Annotated in this window: 18 protein-coding genes and 1 riboswitch; of the genes, 6 read left to right on the top strand and 12 right to left on the bottom strand. The window is 75.0% G+C overall.

Features of this window, described 5'->3' with window-relative positions; all coding sequences use genetic code 11:
* Window positions 1–98: 98 nt before the first annotated feature.
* Entirely contained in the window at window positions 99–1,292 is a 1,194-nt protein-coding gene (locus tag ACHZ99_RS25090) for a serine hydrolase domain-containing protein (RefSeq protein ID WP_420306986.1), read from the top strand.
* Window positions 1,293–1,301: 9 nt separating this feature from the next.
* Entirely contained in the window at window positions 1,302–2,435 is a 1,134-nt protein-coding gene (locus ACHZ99_RS25085) for an LOG family protein (protein ID WP_420306985.1), read from the top strand.
* A gap of 82 nt (window positions 2,436–2,517) precedes the next feature.
* On the opposite strand, the gene ACHZ99_RS25080 is transcribed toward ACHZ99_RS25085, so the two are convergent.
* Complete coding sequence (locus ACHZ99_RS25080; protein WP_420306984.1) at window positions 2,518–3,729, bottom strand: sensor histidine kinase; 1,212 nt, start codon at window positions 3,727–3,729, stop codon at window positions 2,518–2,520.
* A complete protein-coding gene (locus ACHZ99_RS25075) occupies window positions 3,726–4,382 on the bottom strand; it encodes a response regulator transcription factor (RefSeq protein WP_420306983.1) in 657 nt (218 codons plus the stop codon). The genes ACHZ99_RS25080 and ACHZ99_RS25075 overlap by 4 nt, the downstream gene beginning before the upstream one ends.
* A gap of 188 nt (window positions 4,383–4,570) precedes the next feature.
* Between ACHZ99_RS25075 and ACHZ99_RS25070 the strand changes: the two genes are divergently transcribed.
* The 4 genes from ACHZ99_RS25070 (at window position 4,571) to ACHZ99_RS25055 (ending at window position 8,296) form a co-directional block, all read left to right on the top strand.
* A complete protein-coding gene (locus ACHZ99_RS25070) occupies window positions 4,571–5,119 on the top strand; it encodes a hypothetical protein (RefSeq protein WP_420306982.1) in 549 nt (182 codons plus the stop codon).
* Window positions 5,119–6,342 (top strand): peptidoglycan-binding protein, encoded by a 1,224-nt coding sequence (locus ACHZ99_RS25065; protein ID WP_420306981.1) that lies wholly within the window; start codon window positions 5,119–5,121, stop codon window positions 6,340–6,342. Before ACHZ99_RS25070 ends, ACHZ99_RS25065 begins: the two co-directional genes overlap by 1 nt.
* A complete protein-coding gene (locus ACHZ99_RS25060; protein WP_420306980.1) occupies window positions 6,339–7,028 on the top strand; it encodes an ABC transporter ATP-binding protein in 690 nt (229 codons plus the stop codon). The genes ACHZ99_RS25065 and ACHZ99_RS25060 overlap by 4 nt, the downstream gene beginning before the upstream one ends.
* Before the next feature lie 77 nt (window positions 7,029–7,105).
* Window positions 7,106–8,296: an ABC transporter permease gene (locus ACHZ99_RS25055; RefSeq protein ID WP_420307012.1), complete on the top strand. Its 1,191-nt coding sequence runs from the start codon at window positions 7,106–7,108 to the stop codon at window positions 8,294–8,296.
* Between the two features lie 206 nt (window positions 8,297–8,502).
* Here the strand turns inward: ACHZ99_RS25055 and ACHZ99_RS25050 are convergent, their stop codons facing one another.
* The 10 genes from ACHZ99_RS25050 to rpsB form a co-directional block, all read right to left on the bottom strand.
* Window positions 8,503–9,522 carry an ABC transporter ATP-binding protein gene (locus tag ACHZ99_RS25050; RefSeq protein WP_420306979.1) on the bottom strand — a complete coding sequence of 340 codons (1,020 nt, stop codon included), beginning with the start codon at window positions 9,520–9,522 and terminating at the stop codon, window positions 8,503–8,505.
* Entirely contained in the window at window positions 9,522–11,126 is a 1,605-nt protein-coding gene (locus tag ACHZ99_RS25045) for an ABC transporter permease (RefSeq protein WP_420307011.1), read from the bottom strand. Before ACHZ99_RS25045 ends, ACHZ99_RS25050 begins: the two co-directional genes overlap by 1 nt.
* A gap of 86 nt (window positions 11,127–11,212) precedes the next feature.
* Entirely contained in the window at window positions 11,213–12,271 is a 1,059-nt protein-coding gene (locus ACHZ99_RS25040) for a thiamine ABC transporter substrate-binding protein (protein ID WP_420306978.1), read from the bottom strand.
* Window positions 12,272–12,309: 38 nt separating this feature from the next.
* Window positions 12,310–12,420: riboswitch (TPP riboswitch) on the bottom strand.
* A gap of 14 nt (window positions 12,421–12,434) precedes the next feature.
* Window positions 12,435–13,559: a 23S rRNA (adenine(2503)-C(2))-methyltransferase RlmN gene (gene rlmN, locus ACHZ99_RS25035; protein ID WP_420306977.1), complete on the bottom strand. Its 1,125-nt coding sequence runs from the start codon at window positions 13,557–13,559 to the stop codon at window positions 12,435–12,437.
* Window positions 13,560–13,641: 82 nt separating this feature from the next.
* Entirely contained in the window at window positions 13,642–13,980 is a 339-nt protein-coding gene (locus tag ACHZ99_RS25030; RefSeq protein ID WP_420306976.1) for a hypothetical protein, read from the bottom strand.
* Between the two features lie 105 nt (window positions 13,981–14,085).
* Window positions 14,086–15,027 carry a phosphatidate cytidylyltransferase gene (locus tag ACHZ99_RS25025; RefSeq protein WP_420306975.1) on the bottom strand — a complete coding sequence of 314 codons (942 nt, stop codon included), beginning with the start codon at window positions 15,025–15,027 and terminating at the stop codon, window positions 14,086–14,088.
* A gap of 71 nt (window positions 15,028–15,098) precedes the next feature.
* Window positions 15,099–15,656 (bottom strand): ribosome recycling factor, encoded by a 558-nt coding sequence (gene frr / locus ACHZ99_RS25020; RefSeq protein ID WP_420306974.1) that lies wholly within the window; start codon window positions 15,654–15,656, stop codon window positions 15,099–15,101.
* Between the two features lie 98 nt (window positions 15,657–15,754).
* Window positions 15,755–16,522 carry a UMP kinase gene (pyrH, locus tag ACHZ99_RS25015; protein WP_420306973.1) on the bottom strand — a complete coding sequence of 256 codons (768 nt, stop codon included), beginning with the start codon at window positions 16,520–16,522 and terminating at the stop codon, window positions 15,755–15,757.
* Window positions 16,523–16,774: 252 nt separating this feature from the next.
* Window positions 16,775–17,608, bottom strand: coding sequence for a translation elongation factor Ts (gene tsf, locus ACHZ99_RS25010; protein WP_420306972.1), 834 nt, complete (start codon window positions 17,606–17,608; stop codon window positions 16,775–16,777).
* Between the two features lie 46 nt (window positions 17,609–17,654).
* On the bottom strand, window positions 17,655–18,674 hold the full coding sequence (gene rpsB / locus ACHZ99_RS25005; protein WP_420306971.1) for a 30S ribosomal protein S2: 1,020 nt from the start codon (window positions 18,672–18,674) through the stop codon (window positions 17,655–17,657).
* Window positions 18,675–18,909: the final 235 nt, after the last annotated feature.

Below are 18,909 nucleotides of genomic sequence, written 5' to 3'. Positions count from 1 at the left end.
TCCCCCGGCCGGGGGAGAGCCCGTCCCCCGGGCGAGCGCCCCGCGGTTCGCTCACCGGCGTGACGACCCCGCCGGTGTCCGCTGCCTAGCCTCCCGGCATGACGACGTACGGAGACCTCCCCGCCCGGCGGATCCTCGCCGCCCTGCTCGGGCTGCTGGTGCTGGTGCCCGTGACCGCGTGCGGGACGAGCCAGGACGGCGACCGCGACCACGGCACCACCGGCGGCACCGCCACCGCAACCACCGCCGCCGCCGCGAAGGACCACCCCGCCGCCCGGTCCGTGGCGGCGTACCTCGACGACGTCTGGCCGGAGGGCGCCCCCGGCACCGTCGTCGCCGCCCGCGGCGACGCCCTCGTCACCTGCGCCGGCCGCGGCCTCGCCGACCGCGCGGCGGGCACCCGCGCCCGCTGCGGCACCGTCTACGACATCGCGTCGATGACCAAGCAGTTCACCGCCGCGGCGATCGTCAAGCTCCAGTCCGAGGGCCGGCTGCGCACCTCCGACCGCATCGGCCGGTACTTCGACCACGTCCCCGCCGACAAGCGCGGCATCACCCTGCACCACCTCCTCACCCACACCGCCGGTCTCCCCGAGGCCGTCGGCGACGACTACGACCCCCTCTCCCGCGACGAGCTGGCCGCCGCCGCCCTCGCCGCGCCCCTGCGGTCCCGCCCCGGCGACACGTACGCCTACTCCAACACCGGCTACAGCCTCCTCGCCGCCGTCGTGGAGAAGGCGTCGGGCACCGGCTACGAGGCGTACCTCGCCGGCCGCCTCTTCCGCCCCGCCGGCATGACCCGCACCGGCTACGTCCTGCCCGACTGGGACCCCCGCCGCATCGCCGTCGAGTACGACCGCCGGGGCCGCCCGCAGGGCACCCCGCTGGACCACCCCTGGGCCGCCGACGGCCCGTACTGGAACCTCCGGGGCAACGGCGGCATGCTCTCCACCGCCCGCGACCTGCTGCGCTGGCACCGCGCCCTGCTCTCCCACCGCGTCCTGGACGAGCGGGCGACGTCCCTGCTGTTCCGCCGCTACGTCCGCGAGGGCGCCGGGGCGCAGTCGTACTACGGCTACGGCTGGAGCCTGCTCGACCTCGGCGGCGCCCGCGTCGCCACCCACGACGGCGGCAACGGCTGGTCCGCCGGCCGCGTCACCCGCTTCCTGGACGACGGGACGCTGGTCTTCTGGGTCAGCAGCGCCGCCGCCCGCGCCGGCCGGTGGGACCTGGCGGCGATGGACCGGGAGTTGACGACGGGCGTCGCCGAACGGGTGCGCGCCCGCCCGTAGGGTGGGCGCATGCCGCACTCCCCGTTCGAGATCGAGTCCCTCGCCGAGTTCGACGCCCGCGTCGCCTCCGGCTCCATCAGCGGGTTCCGCGTGCAGTCCGTCGACCTGACGGACCGTACGCACCTGCTGCTCACCGCCGACGTGCACGGCGCGGTGTTCCTCGGCTGCCCGATGGCCGAGGACGCGGCGCGGCGCGTGCAGCGCGACGGCGCGCTGGTGTTCCCCGTGGTGCCGGACCTGCCGTTCGACCCGTACCGCGGCGCGCTGTACACCCCGGACGAGCTGTTCGCGGGCCTGGCGCGGGGGTACGGGGAGACGCCGGACGCCCGTTCGTACGACTGGTTCCGGCGCACCCGCGCCGAGCACGACATATTCGCCGCGGTGATACGGGGCATGCACGACGAGTCGATGTCCAACGCGCTGGACGAGCGGCTGCGCGCCGGCCGCCCGGTGGTCGGCGTCATGGGCGGGCACGCGCTGCGGCGCGGCGGCGAGGACTACGCGGGCGCGGCCCGGCTGGGCCGGGCGCTGGTGCGCGCCGGGTTCGACGTGGCCACCGGCGGCGGGCCGGGCGCGATGGAGGCGGCCAACCTGGGCGCGTACGGGGCGGAGTTCGACGACGCGACGCTCGACGAGGCGGTGCTGATGCTGGGCAAGGCGCCGTCGTTCACCCCTCCCCCAGAGCCTTCGGCCTGGGTGGTACCCCCAGTGACGGAGTGGGCGGAGGCGGCCTTCGCGGTACGGGAGCGGTGGCCGGGCGGCGGCGACTCGATCGGCATCCCCACCTGGTTCTACGGCCACGAGCCGCCGAACGCCTTCGCGGGGCACATCGCGAAGTACTTCGCGAACGCGCTGCGCGAGGACGGGCTGCTGGCGCGCAGCACCGCGGGCGTGGTGTTCCTGCCGGGCGCGGCGGGCACGGTGCAGGAGGTCTTCGACGCGGCGACGCCCAACTACTACGAGTCGCGCGGCGAGCCGCGGCCGATGGTGCTGGTGGGCCGGGACCACTGGTCGGCGAAGCTGCCGGCGTGGCCGCTGCTGTCGGCGCTGGCGGCGGGCCGGTCGATGGCGCCGCGGATCGCGCTGGTCGACTCGGTGGCCGAGGCGCCGGAGGCGCTGCTGCGGCTCGGGGCGGCGGGTTAGGACAGCCGGGCAGCGGGACCGGGCAGCAGGACCCGGGCGGCGGGCCGGGGCGTCGGGCCGGGCGGCGGTGCCGGGCGGGGGGTCAGGGCGCGGTCTCCGGCGGCAGCGTCACGGTCACCGTGAGCCCGCCGCCGGGGCGGGGCCGGGCGGCCGCGTCGCCGCCGTGGGCGCGGGCGACGGCCCGGACGATCGACAGCCCCAGCCCGGCGCCGCCGCCGGTGACGACGCGGTCGGCGCCGAGGCGGCGGAAGGGCTCGAAGAGGGCGGGGACCTCGTACGGGGGCACGGCGGGCCCGGTGTTGGCGACCGTGAGTTCCGCCCGGCCGCCGGGCCCGGTGGCGCAGCCGACCGTGACGTGCCCGCCGGTGCCGGAGTTGTGCCGGACGCCGTTCTCGACAAGGTTGTGCACGAGCCGTTCCAGCAGCAGCGCGTCCCCGGCGGTCCACGCCTCCGCCGTGGCCGCCGTCACCTCGATCCCGGCCCTGGCCGCCGCGGGCGCGGCCTGGGCGACGACGTGCGTGACGACGTCGGCGAGGTCGACGGGGTGCCGTTCGGTGACCTCGTTCTCGGAGGTGGCCAGGAGCAGCAGCCCGTTGATGAGCCGCTCGTGCCGGGAGTTGATCTGCAGCAGGTCCTCGCCCAGCCGGGTGACGTCGGCGGAGGCGGCGGGCCGGTGCATGGCGGTCTCGACGAGGGCGCGGCCGATGGTCAGCGGGGTGCGCAGTTCGTGGGAGGCGTTGGCGACGAAGCGGCGCTGGCCGTCGAAGGAGCGGTCGAGCCGTTCGACCATGGTGTCGAAGGTGTCGGCGAGTTCCTTGACCTCGTCGTCGGGGCCGGCTAGCGCGATGCGTTCGTGCAGTCCGCGGCCGGCGGCGGGGGCGTCGGCGATGCGGCGGGCGGTGTCGGTGACCCGGTGCAGCGGGGCGAGGACGCGGCCGGCGACGAGCCAGCCGGCGCCGGCCGCGACGGCGCCGACGGCGAGCAGGGCGACGCCGCCCTGGGTGAGGAGGGAGGTGCCGGCGGCGTCGCGCAGGACGTCCTCGCGGCTGTCGGTGAACCGTTCGTGGGCGGGGCCGGGCGTCCCGGCCGGGGCGCCGGTGGGCGCGGCGGACGGTTCGGGTTCGGCGGAGCTGCTGGTGAACGTGCCGCCGGTGCGGAGGCGGGCGTCGAAGAGGACGTAGGTGAGTCCGAGGAGCACCGCCCCGGCGGCCAGGAACACGGCCCCGTAGACGAGGGTGAGGCGGGCGCGCAGGGTGAAGCGCCGCGGGCGGCGGGCGGTGCGCGGGCGGCTCACGGGATCCGGTATCCGACGCCGGTGACGGTCTCGACGACGGGCGGTGCGCCGAGTTTGCGCCGCAGTTTGAGCACGGCCAGGCGGACGGCGCCGGTGAACGGGTCGGCGTGCTCGTCCCACGCCTTCTCCAGGAGGTGTTCGGCGGAGACCGGGGCGCCGTCGGCGCGGAGGAGTTCGGCGAGGACGGCGAACTCCTTGCGGGACAGGGGCACGTAGCGGCCGTCGCGGACGACCTCGTGCCGGGCCGGGTCCAGGGCGATACCGGCGCGGCGCAGCACGGGCGGCGCGGCGGGCCGGGCGCGGCGGCCGAGGGCCTGGACCCGGGCGGCGAGTTCGGGGAAGGCGAAGGGCTTGGTGAGGTAGTCGTCGGCGCCGAGCGTGAGGCCGGTGACGCGGTCGGCGACGTCGGCGGCGGCGGTGAGCATCAGCACGCGCGCGGGCGAGCCGGCGGCGACGAGCCGGCGGCAGACGTCGTCGCCGTGGACGGCGGGCAGGTCGCGGTCGAGGACGACGACGTCGTAGTCGTGGACGGCGGCGCGCTCCAGCGCGGCGGCCCCGTCGTACGCGACGTCGACGGCGTGCGCCTCGCCGCGCAGCCACGCGCCGGCGGCGGCGGCGAGCACCGGTTCGTCCTCGGCGACGAGCACCCTCATGTCACGGCCCCCTCCGGTCGGGTTCACCGGGCCCATGGTGCCGAACGGCGTGTTTCCTCCCCGTGAGTAAGTGCCGTGCGGCGGCGGGGGCGGGGACGGCGGAAACGGTGGGGAAACGCGCCGCCGGGTTGCCTGGGCCGTACGGCGCCCGCGTCCGGCCGGCGCCGCCGAGACGAGCGGAGACGACGATGCGACGACGTACGCGCACCGCGCTCGCGGCCCTGCCGCTGGCGCTCGCCCTGGCCCTGACCGGCTGCGGCTCCGGCGACGGCGACGACGGCGAGGTGGCGTCGGCGGGCGGCGGGAAGAAGGACGGCGGGGGCGGGGAACCGGTCGCGGAGGACCTCGACGAGCAGATGCTTCAGTTCGCGCGGTGCCTGCGGAAGAACGGTGTGGACGTCGAGGACCCGGAGCCCGGGCAGGGCGTGGCCCTGAACATGGACGGCGTCGACGAGGCGGTGGCGGAGCGGGCCATGGAGGCGTGCCGGAAGTACGACCCGGCGACGTCCTCGAAGGACGACCCGATCAGCAAGGAGCTGGAGGAGAAGCTGCGCAGGTATGCGCGGTGCATGCGGAACAACGGGGTGGCGGACTTCCCCGATCCGGTGCCGGGCGGCGGGTTGCAGGTCGACGGGGCGATCGAGCGGGACCCGGACTACGACGGGGCGGAGCGGGCGTGCGAGGAGCTGCTGCCGGCGGGCGAGGGCGAGAGCTCCACGAACGAGAGGGAGGGCTGATGACCGCGAGGCCCGCCCCCGCCCGGCAGGAGCCGGACCCCGCGGAGCCCCGCCCGGAGCCGGACCCCGGCGGCCCGCATCCGGGGCCGGTGCCCGCGGGCCCCGCGGCGGACCCCGCCGCCGGGGCCGCTGCCCCGCCGCGCCGCGGGCGGCACCGCCGCAGGCGGCGGCGGATCGCCGCCGGGGCGGTGTTCCTCGCCGCGACCGGCGGCGCCGCGGCGGCCGGCCTCGGGGTCGGCGGGGCCGGCGGCCCGGCGGACGAGGCGGGCGGCGAACTGCCCCCGGCGACCGCCGAGGTGACGCGCGACACGCTGGTCGACACCCGCAGCGCCGACGCCGAGCTGGGCCGCGGCCCGGCCACCGGCGCCGCGGCCCGCACCGGCGGCACGCTGACGCGGCTGCCGCGCTCGGGGGCGCGGGTCGGCCGCGGCGAGGCGCTGTACGAGGTGGACGCGGAGCCGGTGACGCTGCTGTACGGGGACGTGCCCGCGTACCGCGCGCTGGCGCCCGGCGCCGAGGGCGCGGACGTGGCGCAGCTGGAGGAGAACCTGAGCGCGCTCGGCTACGCCGGCTTCACCGTGGACGACACGTACTCCGACGCCACGGCCGCCGCCGTCCGCGACTGGCAGGGGGACCTGGAGGTCGGGGAGACGGGCCGGGTGGAGCCGGGGCGGGTGGTGTTCGCGCCGGGCGCGGCCGTCGTGGAGAGCGTGGCGGCACAGCGCGGCGACCTCGTCGCGCCGGGCACCGAGGTCCTCACGTACACCGGTACGTCCCCGGCCGTCACCGCCGAACTGGACGTCGCGGACCGGCGGCTGGCGCGCCGGGGCGCGGAGGTGGGCGTGGAGCTGCCGGACGGGCGGACGGTGCGCGGCACCGTCGCCGACGTGTCGGTGACGACGCGGGCGGGCGAGGGCGAGGAGGAGGCGGAGACCGTCGTGGAGGTCGTCGTCCGGCTGGCGGGCGCGCGGGCGCGGAAGGCGGCGGCCGCGTACGGCGAGGCGGGCGTGCACGTCCACTTCACCGCCGGGCGCCGCGAGGAGGTGCTGACGGTGCCGGTCGCGGCGCTGCTGGCGCTGGCGGAGGGCGGCTTCGGGGTGGAGGTCGTCGAGGACGGCGCGGCGCGGTACGTGCCGGTGGAGACGGGGCTGTTCGCGAACGGCCGGGTCGAGGTCTCGGGCCCGGGCCTCGCGGCGGGCACGAAGGTGGGCATGCCGCGGTGATCGAGCTGACGAACGTGACGAAGACCTACGCCGGCGGCGTCACCGCGCTGGCCGGGGTGTCCCTGCGGGTGGCGGCGGGCGAACTCGTCGCCGTCACCGGCCCGTCGGGGTCGGGGAAGTCGACGATGCTGCACGTGCTCGGCACCCTGGACCGGCCGACGTCGGGCGGGGTGCGGATCGCCGGGTACGACGCGGGGGCGCTGTCGGACGCCGGGCTGTCGGCGCTGCGCGCGCACCGGATCGGCTTCGTCTTCCAGCGCTTCCACCTCGCCGACGGCACGTCGGCGCTCGACAACGTCGCCGACGGCCTCCTCTACACGGGCCTGCGCCCGGCGGAGCGCCGGCGGCGGGCGGCGCGGGTGCTGCACCGGGTGGGTCTCGGCCACCGATTGGAGCACCGGCCGCACGAGCTGTCGGGCGGCGAGCGGCAGCGCGTCGCGGTGGCCCGTGCGGTGGCGGGGGACCCGCCGCTGCTGCTGGCGGACGAGCCGACGGGGGCGCTGGACACCGCGTCGGGGGCGCGGGTGGTGGAGCTGCTGCGGGAGCTGAACGAGGCGGGGACGACGGTGGTGGTGATCACGCACGAGCGGGAGCTGGCGGCGGCGCTGCCGCGGCAGGTACGGCTGCGGGACGGCCGGGTGGAGCGGGACGTACGGGTGGAGCGGGACGGGGTGGTGACGGCGTGAGGGCCGCGAAGGGCGCGCGGGGCGCGGAAGCCGCGGCGGGCGCGGGCGCGAAGGGCGCGGCGGCGGACGGGGGCGGGATGCCGCCGTCCCGGCTGTGGCCGGGGGATGTGGTGCGCGGCGGTGCGGTGGGGTTGCGTACGCGGCCGCTGCGGGCGGTGCTGTCGGCGCTGGGGATCGCGATCGGGATCGCGGCGATGGTGGCGGTGGTGGGGATCTCGTCGAGTTCGCGGGCGGATCTGGACCGTACGCTCGCGTCCCTGGGCACGAACCTGCTGACGGTGTCGCCGGGCCGGACGATGAGCGGCGCGGAGGCGACGCTGCCGGCGCGGGCGGAAGACATGGTGGCGAGGATCGGTCCGGTGTCGTCGGTGTCGGCGATCGGCGAGGTCGCGGACGCGGACGTCTACCGCACGGACCGGATCCCGGAGGCGGAGACGGGCGGGCTGGCCACGTACGCCGTACGCACCGACCTGCGCGCGGCGACGGGCGCGCGGCTGCGCGACGGCTCGTGGCTGAACGCGGCGACGGCGCGGTACCCGGCGGTGGTGCTGGGCGCGACGGCCGCGGAGCGGCTGGGCGTGGGGCGGGCGTCGCCCGAGGTGCGGGTGCTGGTGGGCGGCGAGTGGTTCACGGTGGTGGGGATCCTGGAGCCGGCGCCGCTGGCGCCGGAGCTGGACCTGGCGGCGCTGGTGGGCTGGCCGGCGGCGCAGGACCGGCTGGGCTTCGACGGCCGCGCGACGACGGTCTACACGCGGTCGCCGGACGCGGATGTGGCGGCGGTCCGCGCGGTGCTGGGCGCGACGGCGAACCCGGCGGCGCCGAACGAGGTGGAGGTCTCGCGCCCGTCGGACGCGCTGGCGGCGAAGCGGGCGGCGGGCGAGGCGTTCACGCGGCTGCTGCTGGGGGTGGGCGCGGTGGCGCTGCTGGTCGGCGGCGTTGGGGTGGCGAACACTATGGTCATCTCGGTGCTGGAGCGCCGCGCGGAGATCGGCCTGCGCCGCGCGCTGGGCGCCACGCGGGGGCACGTCCGCACGCAGTTCCTGACGGAGTCGCTGCTGCTGTCGGCGCTGGGCGGGGCGGCGGGCACGCTGCTGGGCGCGGCGGTGTCGGCGGCGTACGCGGCGGCGCAGGGCTGGCCGCCGGTGCTCCCGGCGTGGGCCCTGGCGGGCGCCCTGGTGGCCCCCCTGACGCTGGGCACCCTGGCCGGTCTCTACCCGGCCCACCACGCCAGCCGCCTGCCCCCGACGACGGCGCTGGCGGCGCCGTAGGGGCTGCCCGTGAAGGGCTCGGGCCGAGGGCGGAGGGATCCGAGGCGGATTCCCCGGGGGCGGGGGCGCAGCCTCGCCGAGGTCCAGGGGCGCAGCCCGGGGGAGGCCGGGGTGCAGCCCCGCGCAGGTCCGGGCACAGCCCCGCGGGGGGGCTCGGGGGCGGAGCCCCGAGTTTCGGGAAGGGGCGGGGTCGGGGAACACACCCCTCACCCGCCCAGCACCACCACCTCCGACGCCTCGAATCCCGCCCCCACCCGCTCGCCGACCTCCGGCGCCCCCCGCAGCGGCACCGCCGCCTCCAGCTCCGGCCCCCGCTCCGGGCGCAGCAGCAGCACCACGTCCTCCCCGCGGAACGTCCGCCCCACCACCTCGCAGCCCAGCCCCGACCCCGCCGGGCCCACCCGCACCCCCGCGGGCCGTACCAGCAGTGACCGCTCCCCCGAGGCCGCCGCGGCGGCGACGCCCACCTTCCCCCACGGCGTGTCCGCCACCGACCCGTGCACCGTCGCCGGCACCACGTTCGCGAACCCCAGGAACCGGGCCACGAACTCGTCCGCCGGCCGCTCCCACACCTCCACCGGCGTGCCGCTCTGCGCGACGCGCCCCTCCCGCATCACGACCACGCGGTCCGCCAGCGCGAACGCCTCCCCCTGGTCGTGCGTCACCGCCAGCACCGTCGTGCCCAGCCGCCCGAACAGCTGCCGCAGCTCCACCACCAGCCGTTCCCGCAGCGACCGGTCCAGCTGCCCCAGCGGCTCGTCCAGCATCAGCAGCTGCGGCGACGGGGCCAGCGCCCGCGCCAGCGCCACCCGCTGCTGCTCCCCGCCGGACAGCGCCCCCACCGCCCGCCGTTCCGCCCCGGGCAGCCCGACGAGCGTCAGCAGCGACGCGACGCGCTCTCGGGCCGCCGCCCGCGAGGTGCCGTGCATGCGCAGCCCGAACGCCACGTTGCCGCCGACGTCCCGGTGCGGGAAGAGCTGCTGGTCCTGGAACATCAGCCCCACGCCCCGCCGGTGCGCCGGCACCCCGGCCAGGTCGCGGCCGCCGAGCAGCACCCGCCCGGCCGCGACGGGTTGCAGCCCGGCCACGGCCCGCAGCAGCGTGGACTTGCCGCTGCCGCTGGGCCCGAGCACGCAGACGATTTCGTGTTCCGCGACGTCGAGGCGGATCGCGTCGACCGCCGCCCGGTCGCCGTAGCGCACGGTCACGTCGTCGAGTGCGAGCATCAGAACTCTCCCGCCTGGTTCTTGCGGACGCGCTCCAGCAGCAGCAGCGCCGCCGCGCACACGCCCATGAGGATGGTGCTCAGGGCCATCGCCTGCCCGTAGTTGGTCTCGCCGGCGCGGCCGAGGAGCCGGGCGACGGCGACGGGCAGCGTGGGCCGGTCGGGTCCGGCGATGAAGACGGTCGCGCCGAACTCGCCGAGGGACACGGCGAAGGCGAAGCCGGCGGCGACGAGCACGGCCCGCCACACGAGCGGCAGGTCGACCTCCCGCCAGGCGCGCAGCGGGGAGGCGCCGAGGACGGCGGCGGCCTCCCGGAGCCGGTCGTCGACGGCGCGGAGCACGGGCAGCATGGTCCGTACGACGAAGGGGACGCCGACGAGCGCCTGCGCGAGCGGCACGAGGATCCAGGAGGAGCGCAGGTCGAGCGGCGGGCTGTCGAGGGCGATGAGGAAGCCGAAGCCGACGGTGACGGCGGAGGTGCCGAGCGGCAGCATCAGCAGCGCGTCGAAGCCGCGGACGAGGGGCCCGGCGCGGCGGGTGACGGCGGCGGCGGCGAGGCCGCCGACGACGACGGCGATGACGGTGGCGACGGCGGCGTAGGCGAGGGAGTTGCCGACGGCTTCGAGCGGGGGGACGGCGAAGGTGCCGTCGCTTTCCTGGAGGGCGCGGTAGAAGCCGGGGCCGTGGCCGCCGGGGGTGGCGAAGGAGCGTTCGACGAGGACGGCGAGGGGGGCGAGGAGGAGGACGGCGACGAGGGCGAGGACGCCGCCGAGGAGGGCGCGTTCGCCGGGGGTGCGGGGGCGGCGGGCGGTGGTCTCGGGGGCGACGAGGCGGAGCGCGGTCTCCCGGCGGCGTACGGTCCAGGCGTGCAGGGCGAGGACGGCGGCGACGGCGGCGAACTGGAGGAGGGTCAGGACGGCGGCGGTCGGCAGGTCGAGGAAGTCCGCGGTCTGGCGGTAGATCTCCACTTCGAGGGTGGCGTAGTAGGGGCCGCCGAGGATCTGGATGATCCCGAAGGAGGTGAAGGTGAAGAGGAAGACCATGAGGGCGGCGGCGGCGACGGCGGGGCCGAGCGCGGGCAGGGTGACGTGCCGGAACGCGGCGAGGCGGCCGGCGCCCAGGACGCGGGCGGCTTCCTCCTGCCGGGGGTCGAGCTGGGACCACAGGCCGCCGACGGTCCGTACGACGATCGCGAAGTTGAAGAAGACGTGGGCGAGGAGGATGGCCCAGACGGTGGTGTCGAGGCGTACACCCCACCAGCCGTCGAGGACGCCGCCGCGGCCGACGAGGGCGAGGAACGCGGAGCCGACGACGACGGTGGGCATGACGAACGGCACCGTGACCAGGGCGCGCAGCAGGGCCTTGCCGGGGAAGTCGAAGCGGGCGAAGACGTACGCGGCGGGCAGCGCGAGGACGAGGGTGAGCGCGGTGGAGGCGGCGGCCTGCCAGAGCGTGAACCACAGGACGCCGGGGATGCCGGGGTCGCCGAGGACGTCGGGGACGCGGCCGAGCTGCCAGCGGCCGTTCTCGCGCAGGCCGCGGGCGACGATGGCGGCGACGGGGTAGGCGAAGAAGACGGCGAAGAAGGCGGCGGGGACGGCCATGAGCGCGAGCCGCCCGGCCGCCCCGCGCCGCCCGGCGCGGCCCGCGCCGGGCCGCCGCCCGGCGGGGCCGGGGCCGGCGGCGCGGGTTACCTCACGACCAGCGAGGTCCACGTCTTGATCCACTGCTCCCGGTTGTCGTCGATGACGGCCGGGTCGAGGGTGTGCGGGTCGGCGATCTCCTCGCCGTAGCGGGTGAACACCTCGGGGAGTTCGGTGTTCTCGCGGGCGGGGTGGACGAACATCTGCAGCGGCATGTCCCGCTGGAACCGCTCGCCGATGAGGAAGTCGATGAGGGCCTTGCCGCCTTCGGTGTTGCCGGCGTTGGTGAGCAGCCCGGCGAACTCGATCTGGCGGAAGCAGGTGCCGGTGGCGACGCCGGTGCTGGCCTCCTTCGGCATGGACTCCATGTCGAGGACGGGCGGGCTGGAGGCGTACGAGACGACGAGCGGCTTGTCGCCCTTGCCGGCGCCGGAGAACCGCTCGTAGTACGCCTGCTCCCAGCCGTCGACGACCTCGACGCCGTTGTCGCGCAGGTCGCTCCAGTAGTCCTCCCAGCCCTCCTTTCCGTACTCGTCGGCGGTGGCGAGGAGGAAGGCCAGGCCCGGGGAGGAGGTGGCGGCGTTCTCGGTGACCAGGAGGTCCTGGTAGCGGGGGTCGGCGAGGTCGTCGAGGGTCTGCGGCGGGTCGAGGTTCTCCTTCTCGAAGTACGCGCGGTCGTAGTTGACGCACACGTCGCCGTAGTCGACGGGGGTGACGCGGTGCTCGCCGGCGTCGAGCTGGAGCTTCTCCGGGATGCGGTCGAGGCCCTTCGCCTCGTACGGGGTGAAGATCCCGTTGTCGAGGCCGCGGGAGAGGAGGGTGTTGTCGATGCCGAAGAAGACGTCGCCCTGGGGGTTGTCCTTGGACAGGACGGCCTGGTTGACGGCGGACCCGGCGTCCTTGCCCTTGAGGATGTCGACCTGGTACCCGGACTGTTTCTCGAACGCCTTCAGCACGTCGTCGGAGGCGGCGAAGGAGTCGTGGGTGACGAGGGTGACGCTCTTGTCGTCCGAGCCGGACCCGGATCCGTCGCCGGAGTCCGAGCCGCAGGCGGCCAGGCCCAGGGCGAGGGACGCGGCCAGGGCGGTGGTGACGGTGCGCTTCATCGGGCTGCTTTCATGGCGGGCGGGCAGCCCGGGCAGCAGCGGAGGGTCGACCGAACTTCCTACCCAGAATGACCTGGGCGAGGTTCGAGGGTCTGCGGCCTGGACGGTGCCGCACTCTCAGCGCTGCGAGCGCTCCCCTGTCGGTATGTACATCTGAACGGTATCAGGCGGGTGTGCCGGCCGGGGCCGCGGAGGCGGCGAGCTGCCCGCAGGCCCCCTCGATCTCCTGCCCGCGGGTGTCCCGCACGGTCACGGGCACGCCGTGGGCCTGGAGCGCGGCGACGAACGCGCGCTCGTCCTCGGGGCGGGACGCGGTCCACTTCGAGCCGGGGGTGGGGTTGAGGGGGATGAGGTTGACGTGGGCGCGGCGGCCCTTGAGGAGGCGGCCGAGGAGGTCGGCGCGCCACGCCTGGTCGTTGACGTCCTTGATCAGCGCGTACTCGATGGAGACGCGGCGGCCGGAGCGGGCGGCGTACTCCCAGGCGGCGTCGAGGACCTCGCGGACCTGCCAGCGGGTGTTGACGGGCACGAGGGTGTCGCGCAGCTCGTCGTCGGGGGCGTGCAGGGAGACGGCGAGGCGGCACTTCAGCCCCTCGTCGGCGAGGCGGTGCATGGCGGGCACGAGGCCGACGGTGGAGACGGTGATGCCGCGCTGGGAGAGGCCGAGGCCGTCGGGCTCGGGGTCGGTGAGGCGGCGTACGGCGCCGAGGACGCGGTTGTAGTTCGCCAGCGGCTCGCCCATGCCCATGAAGACGATGTTGGACAGCCGGGCGGGGCCCCCGGGGACCTCGCCGTCGCGCAGGGCGCGCATACCGTCGACGATCTGGTGGACGATCTCGGCGGTGGACAGGTTGCGGGTGAGCCCGGCCTGGCCGGTGGCGCAGAAGGGGCAGTTCATGCCGCAGCCGGCCTGGGAGGAGATGCACATGGTGACGCGGTCGGGGTAGCGCATGAGCACCGACTCGACCAGCGTCCCGTCGAAGAGCCGCCACAGGGTCTTGCGGGTGGTGTCGCCGTCGCAGCTCACGTGCCGTACGACGGTCATCAGCTCGGGCAGCAGGCCCTCGGCGAGCTTCGCCCGGGACCCGGCCGGCACGTCGGTCCAGCCGGCCGGGTCGGTGGCGTAGCGGGCGAAGTAGTGCCTCGACAGCTGCGCGGCACGGAACGGCCTCTCCCCCAGCGCGGCGACGGCGTCGCGGCGCTCGGCGGGGGTGAGGTCGGCTAGGTGCCGCGGCGGCTTCTTGGCACCACGGGGGACGGCGAAGGTGAGCTTTCCTGGCTTGGGCATAGCCGTACCAGTGTCGCAGACGAATGCGCCGGGACCCGCATCATCCCCGGTCGCCGCCGGCGGCCATCGAGGCGCCGGCCTCCTACCGCAGGGGCGCGACGCCGCCCGTGGGCGCGCCGTCGCTGTCGCCCGTGGGCGCGACGCCCCAGTCGTTCTCGGCGGGCGCGACACCCCACTCGCTCTCAGCGGGCGCGACACCCCACTCGCTCTCCGCAGGCGCGACCCTGTCGTCGCCCTGCCAGTCCAGGAGCGGCGCCACGCCCGAGGTGGGCGCGCCGGCATTGTCGCCCATCGGCGCGAGACCGCTCGTGGGCGAGCCGTCGGTGTCGCCCGCCACCGCCGTGGCGGTGCCCAGCGCCGCGCCGCCGATGGCCAGCAGCGCCACCGCCGTGGCTCGCGCCACCGTACGTTTGATCCTCATGAAACTCCCCCTTCGGGTCGCGGACATCCCCGTAACCGTGGCCCGCCGCGCCCCCGCGGCACCACGTGTTTCGGCCGCCGCCGAAACTCCCGGGAAGGGCGGCCGTCAGCCCGCGCCGACGAAGACGACCATCAGCAGCCACACCACCGGCGCCGTCGGCAGCAGCGAGTCGAGCCGGTCCATGATGCCGCCGTGGCCGGGCAGGAGCGTGCCCATGTCCTTGATGCCGAGGTCCCGTTTGATCATCGACTCGGCCAGGTCGCCGAGGGTGGCGCTGGCGGCCGCCGCGGCGCCGATCAGCAGGCCCTGCCACCAGCGGCCGTCGTCGACGAGGAACTCCATGCACAGCGCCCCCGCCGCCATCGCGAAGGCCAGCGCGCCGGCCAGGCCCTCGCGGGTCTTGCCGGGGCTGATGCGCGGGGCGAGCTTGTGGCGGCCGAGCTTGTAGCCGACGGCGTACGCGCCGGTGTCGCTGATCACCGTGAGGATCAGGAAGGTCAGCACCCGCTGCGGGCCGTCGTCGTCCGCGGCGAGCATCAGCGCGACGAAGGTGGCGAGGAAGGGCACGTAGAACGCGGCGAAGACGCCGGCGGTGACGTCGCGGAGGTAGTCCTCCGCGGGGCCTCTCAGCCGCCATACGGGCACGGCCAGCGCGGTGAGCGCGAGCGCCGCGCCCGCTCCCTCGGCGCCGCGCGCGTACCCGGCGACGACGGTGGCGACGCCGCCGAGCACCAGCGGCACCAGGGGTGTGCGGATGCCGCGGCACTCCGTCAGCCGCGACGTCAGCTCCCAGAGCCCGACCGCCACGGCGGCGGCGATGACGCCGACGAACAGCACCTTCACGACGAACAGCGAAGCCAGCACGATGGCGCCGAGGCCGAGCCCGACGCCTATGGCGGCACCGAGGTCCCGGCCGCCGCGGCGCCGTCGGGGTGCGGGCGGCGGCGCGGAGGAGGAGCCGTCCGGGGCGGGCGGCTCGTGCGGCTCCCCTGAGGGGCCTGGGGAGGGGTCGTCGGCGGGGGTGTCGTCGCCGGACACGGTGGGCATGCGCGGAGTCTGCGCCCTTTCCGCCCCGCCGTACACGGGACCCGCCGGGGCCCCCCTGGAGGAGTCGTTCATCAGACCTCGAGCAGCTCTGCTTCCTTGTGCTTGAGCAGCTCGTCGACCTGGGCCACGTACTTGTGGGTGGTGTCGTCGAGCTCCTTCTCGCCGCGGCGGCCCTCGTCCTCGCCGATCTCCCCGTCCTTGACGGCCTTGTCGATGGTCTCCTTGGCCTTGCGGCGCACGGAGCGGATGGCGATCCGCGCGTCCTCGCCCTTGGCCTTGGCGACCTTGATGAACTCCTTGCGGCGCTCCTCGGTGAGCTGCGGGAAGACCACCCGGATGATGTTGCCGTCGTTGGAGGGGTTGACGCCGAGGTCGGAGTCCCGGATCGCCTGCTCGATGTTGCGCAGGGCGCTCTTGTCGAACGGTGTGACCACCGCCATCCGCGGCTCCGGCACCGAGAACGACGCCAGCTGGTTGATGGGGGTCTGCGTCCCGTAGTAATCCGCCGTGATCTTGTTGAACATCGCCGGATGGGCCCGCCCGGTGCGGATCGCGGCGAAGTCGTCCTTGGCGACCACGACGGCCTTCTCCATCTTCTCCTCGGCTTCGAGGAGGGTCTCTTCGATCACCACTGGCTCCTGGTCTCTTCTGTGGGCGGCAGGGAGGCGCCCCACCCCGCCCGTACCATGCCTGCACGGTGTCCGACCGGCAGGCCGTTGTCCATCCCTCAGACCCGGCTGCCGTGTGCGCTCACGAGCGTACCGATCTTCTCACCCCGCACCGCCCGGGCGATGTTGCCCTCCTTCAGCAGCTCGAAGACGAGGATCGGCAGTTCGTTGTCGCGGCAGAGGGTGACGGCCGTGGCGTCGGCGACCTTGAGGTCACGGGTGATGACCTCGCCGTATCCGAGTGCGTCGAACTTCACCGCGTCCGGGTTCTTCTTGGGGTCGGCGTCGTAGACCCCGTCGACGCCGTTCTTGCCCATCAGCAGGGCCTCGGCGTGGATCTCCAGGGCGCGCTGCGCTGCCGTGGTGTCCGTCGAGAAGTAGGGCATGCCCATGCCGGCGCCGAAGATGACGACGCGGCCCTTCTGCATGTGCCGGATGGCGCGCAGCGGGATGTACGGCTCGGCGACCTGGCCCATGGTGATCGCGGTCTGCACCCGGGAGCCGATGCCTTCCTTCTCCAGGAAGTCCTGGAGGGCGAGGCAGTTCATCACGGTGCCGAGCATGCCCATGTAGTCGGAGCGGGCCCGGTCCATGCCGCGCTGCTGCAGTTCGGCGCCGCGGAAGAAGTTGCCGCCGCCGATCACCACCGCGATCTCGTATCCGTCGCGTACGACGGCGGCGACCTCGCGGGCGATCGCGTGCACGACGTCCGGATCGACGCCGAGATCACCGCCGCCGGAGAACGCCTCGCCGGACAGCTTCAGCAGGAAGCGCGCACCGGCCCTTTTCGTGTGGTGGCCGTGGTCCGCGTCGGCGTCCTCGTTCATGAAGTCTCCTCGTGCGCATGCGAAGGAGGCCATCGCCGTGGGGTTCTGTTCCACCCGTACCCGGCCATGGCCTCCTCGTCACTTCCGCGGCCCGGCGGCGGTCATCCGTACCGGCCCGCTCCAACTCAACCCGACCCTAGCGGGGCCGGCGGCCGTTCGCCGTGCACCGTGCGCGCCGGGCGCCCGGCGCGCGCCGCCCGGTCGCGCGGGCGTGCGCGCCGGACGGTCCGGTGCACCGGTGCGCGGCTGTGCTCAGGAGCCGACGCGGATGCGCGAGAAGCGGGTCACCTGCACGCCCGCCTCGCCGAGCACCTTCTGCACCGACTTCTTGTTGTCCTTGGCGAACGGCTGGTCCAGCAGCACGTTCTCCTTGAAGAAGCCGTTCACCCGGCCCTCGACGATCTTCGGCAGGGCGGCCTCCGGCTTGCCCTCCTCGCGGGAGGTGGCCTCGGCGACGCGGCGCTCGTTCTCCACCGTGTCGGCCGGGACGTCCTCGCGGGACAGCCAGCGCGGCGCGAAGGCGGCGATGTGCTGCGCCACCTCCTTGGCCGTCTGCGGGTCGGCCTTGTCCAGCTCGACGAGCACGCCGACCTGCGGCGGCAGGTCGGGCGAGGTGCGGTGCATGTACGTGCCGACGTAGGCGCCCTCGAAGCGCGCGAAGCGGTCGAGGACGATCTTCTCGCCGAGGGAGGCGTTGGCCTCGTCCACGTACGCCTGGACGGTCTTGCCGTCGATCTCGGAGGCGAGCAGCGCCTCCAGGTCGGCGGGCCTGGTGGCCGCGACGTGCTCGGCGAGCGCGTTCGCGACGGCGAGGAACTTGTCGCCCTTGGCGACGAAGTCGGTCTCGCACTTCAGCTCCAGCAGGACGCCGGAGGAGTTGTCGTCGGCGATCACGGAGACGACGGCGCCGTTCTCGGCGGAGCGGCCCTCACGCTTGGCGACGCCCTTCTGGCCCTTGACGCGGAGCAGCTCCACGGCCTTGTCGACGTCGCCCTCGGCCTCTTCCAGCGCCTTCTTACAGTCCATCATGCCGGCGCCGGTGAGCTCCCGGAGCTTCTTGACGTCGGCGGCGGTGAAGTTCGCCATGATTCGGTGGTTTTCTCTTCTCGAAGGGGGACTGGGTTCGGACGGATCAGGCCTGCTCGGCGTCGCCGGACGGCTGCGCGTCCTCGGCGGCCTCGGCGGCGGCCGGGGCGGCGGCCTCGGGGGCCTCCGGGGCCGGCTCGGCGGCGACAGGGGTCTCGTCGGCCTGCTCGGCGTCGGCGACCTGGGCGGTCTCCGCGGAGGACTGCACCTCGGCCTCGGCGGCCTGCTCGTCCTTCTTCTCGACCGGGGCGTCCTGCCCGGCCTGGGCTTCCTTCTCCGCCTTCTCCGCCTTCTCACCGCCGAGCAGGTCGCGCTCCCACTCGGCGAGCGGCTCGGCGTCGGTCTTGGCGGCCTTCTCGTCACCGGTGGCGGCGCCGGAGCGGGCGATCAGGCCCTCGGCGACCGCGTCGGCGATGACGCGGGTGAGCAGCGTCACGGAGCGGATCGCGTCGTCGTTGCCGGGGATCTTGTAGTCGACCTCGTCGGGGTCGCAGTTGGTGTCGAGGATCGCGACGACCGGGATGCGCAGCTTGCGCGCCTCGCCGACGGCGATGTGCTCCTTCTTCGTGTCCACGATCCAGACGGCGCTCGGCACCTTCTGCATGTCGCGGATGCCGCCGAGGGTCTTCTCCAGCTTGGCCTTCTCGCGGGAGAGGACGAGCAGCTCCTTCTTGGTCAGGCCGGAGGCGGCCACGTCCTCGAAGTCGATGGCCTCAAGCTCCTTGAGGCGCTGCAGCCGCTTGTGGACCGTGGAGAAGTTGGTGAGCATGCCGCCCAGCCAGCGCTGGTTCACGTACGGCATGCCGACCCGGGTGGCCTGCTCGGCGATGGCCTCCTGGGCCTGCTTCTTCGTGCCCACGAACATGATGGTGCCGCCGTGCGCGACGGTCTCCTTCACGAACTCGTAGGCGCGGTCGATGTACGACAGCGACTGCAGGAGGTCGATGATGTAGATGCCGTTGCGCTCGGTGAAGATGAAGCGCTTCATCTTCGGGTTCCAACGGCGGGTCTGGTGCCCGAAGTGGACGCCGCTCTCCAGCAGCTCCCGCATCGTGACGACGGCCATAGCCGTACTCCTCGTGTGTCTCGGTTGTGCGCGGCGGCCGGGCGGCCGCCGCTCCTGACGCCCCTGCGCGTCGCGCCTCCGGCGGGAGCCGGGGGACCGAGTGACGCGGCCACCTTCAGGCAGGTGGCGGGGCGTGCGAAGTCGACCCGGAGAGCCGGGTCGCCACCAGAAGTGTAATGGACGGCGTCACCCGCCTGCGCCACGGAGCCCGCCCGCCGGCGGGCTCCGCGGGTCC

Origin of the sequence: Streptomyces sp. MAR4 CNX-425 (assembly GCF_048656465.1) — a bacterium.
Classification (GTDB): Bacteria; Actinomycetota; Actinomycetes; order Streptomycetales; family Streptomycetaceae; genus Streptomyces.
This window is presented reverse-complemented; position numbering and strand designations above follow the sequence as displayed.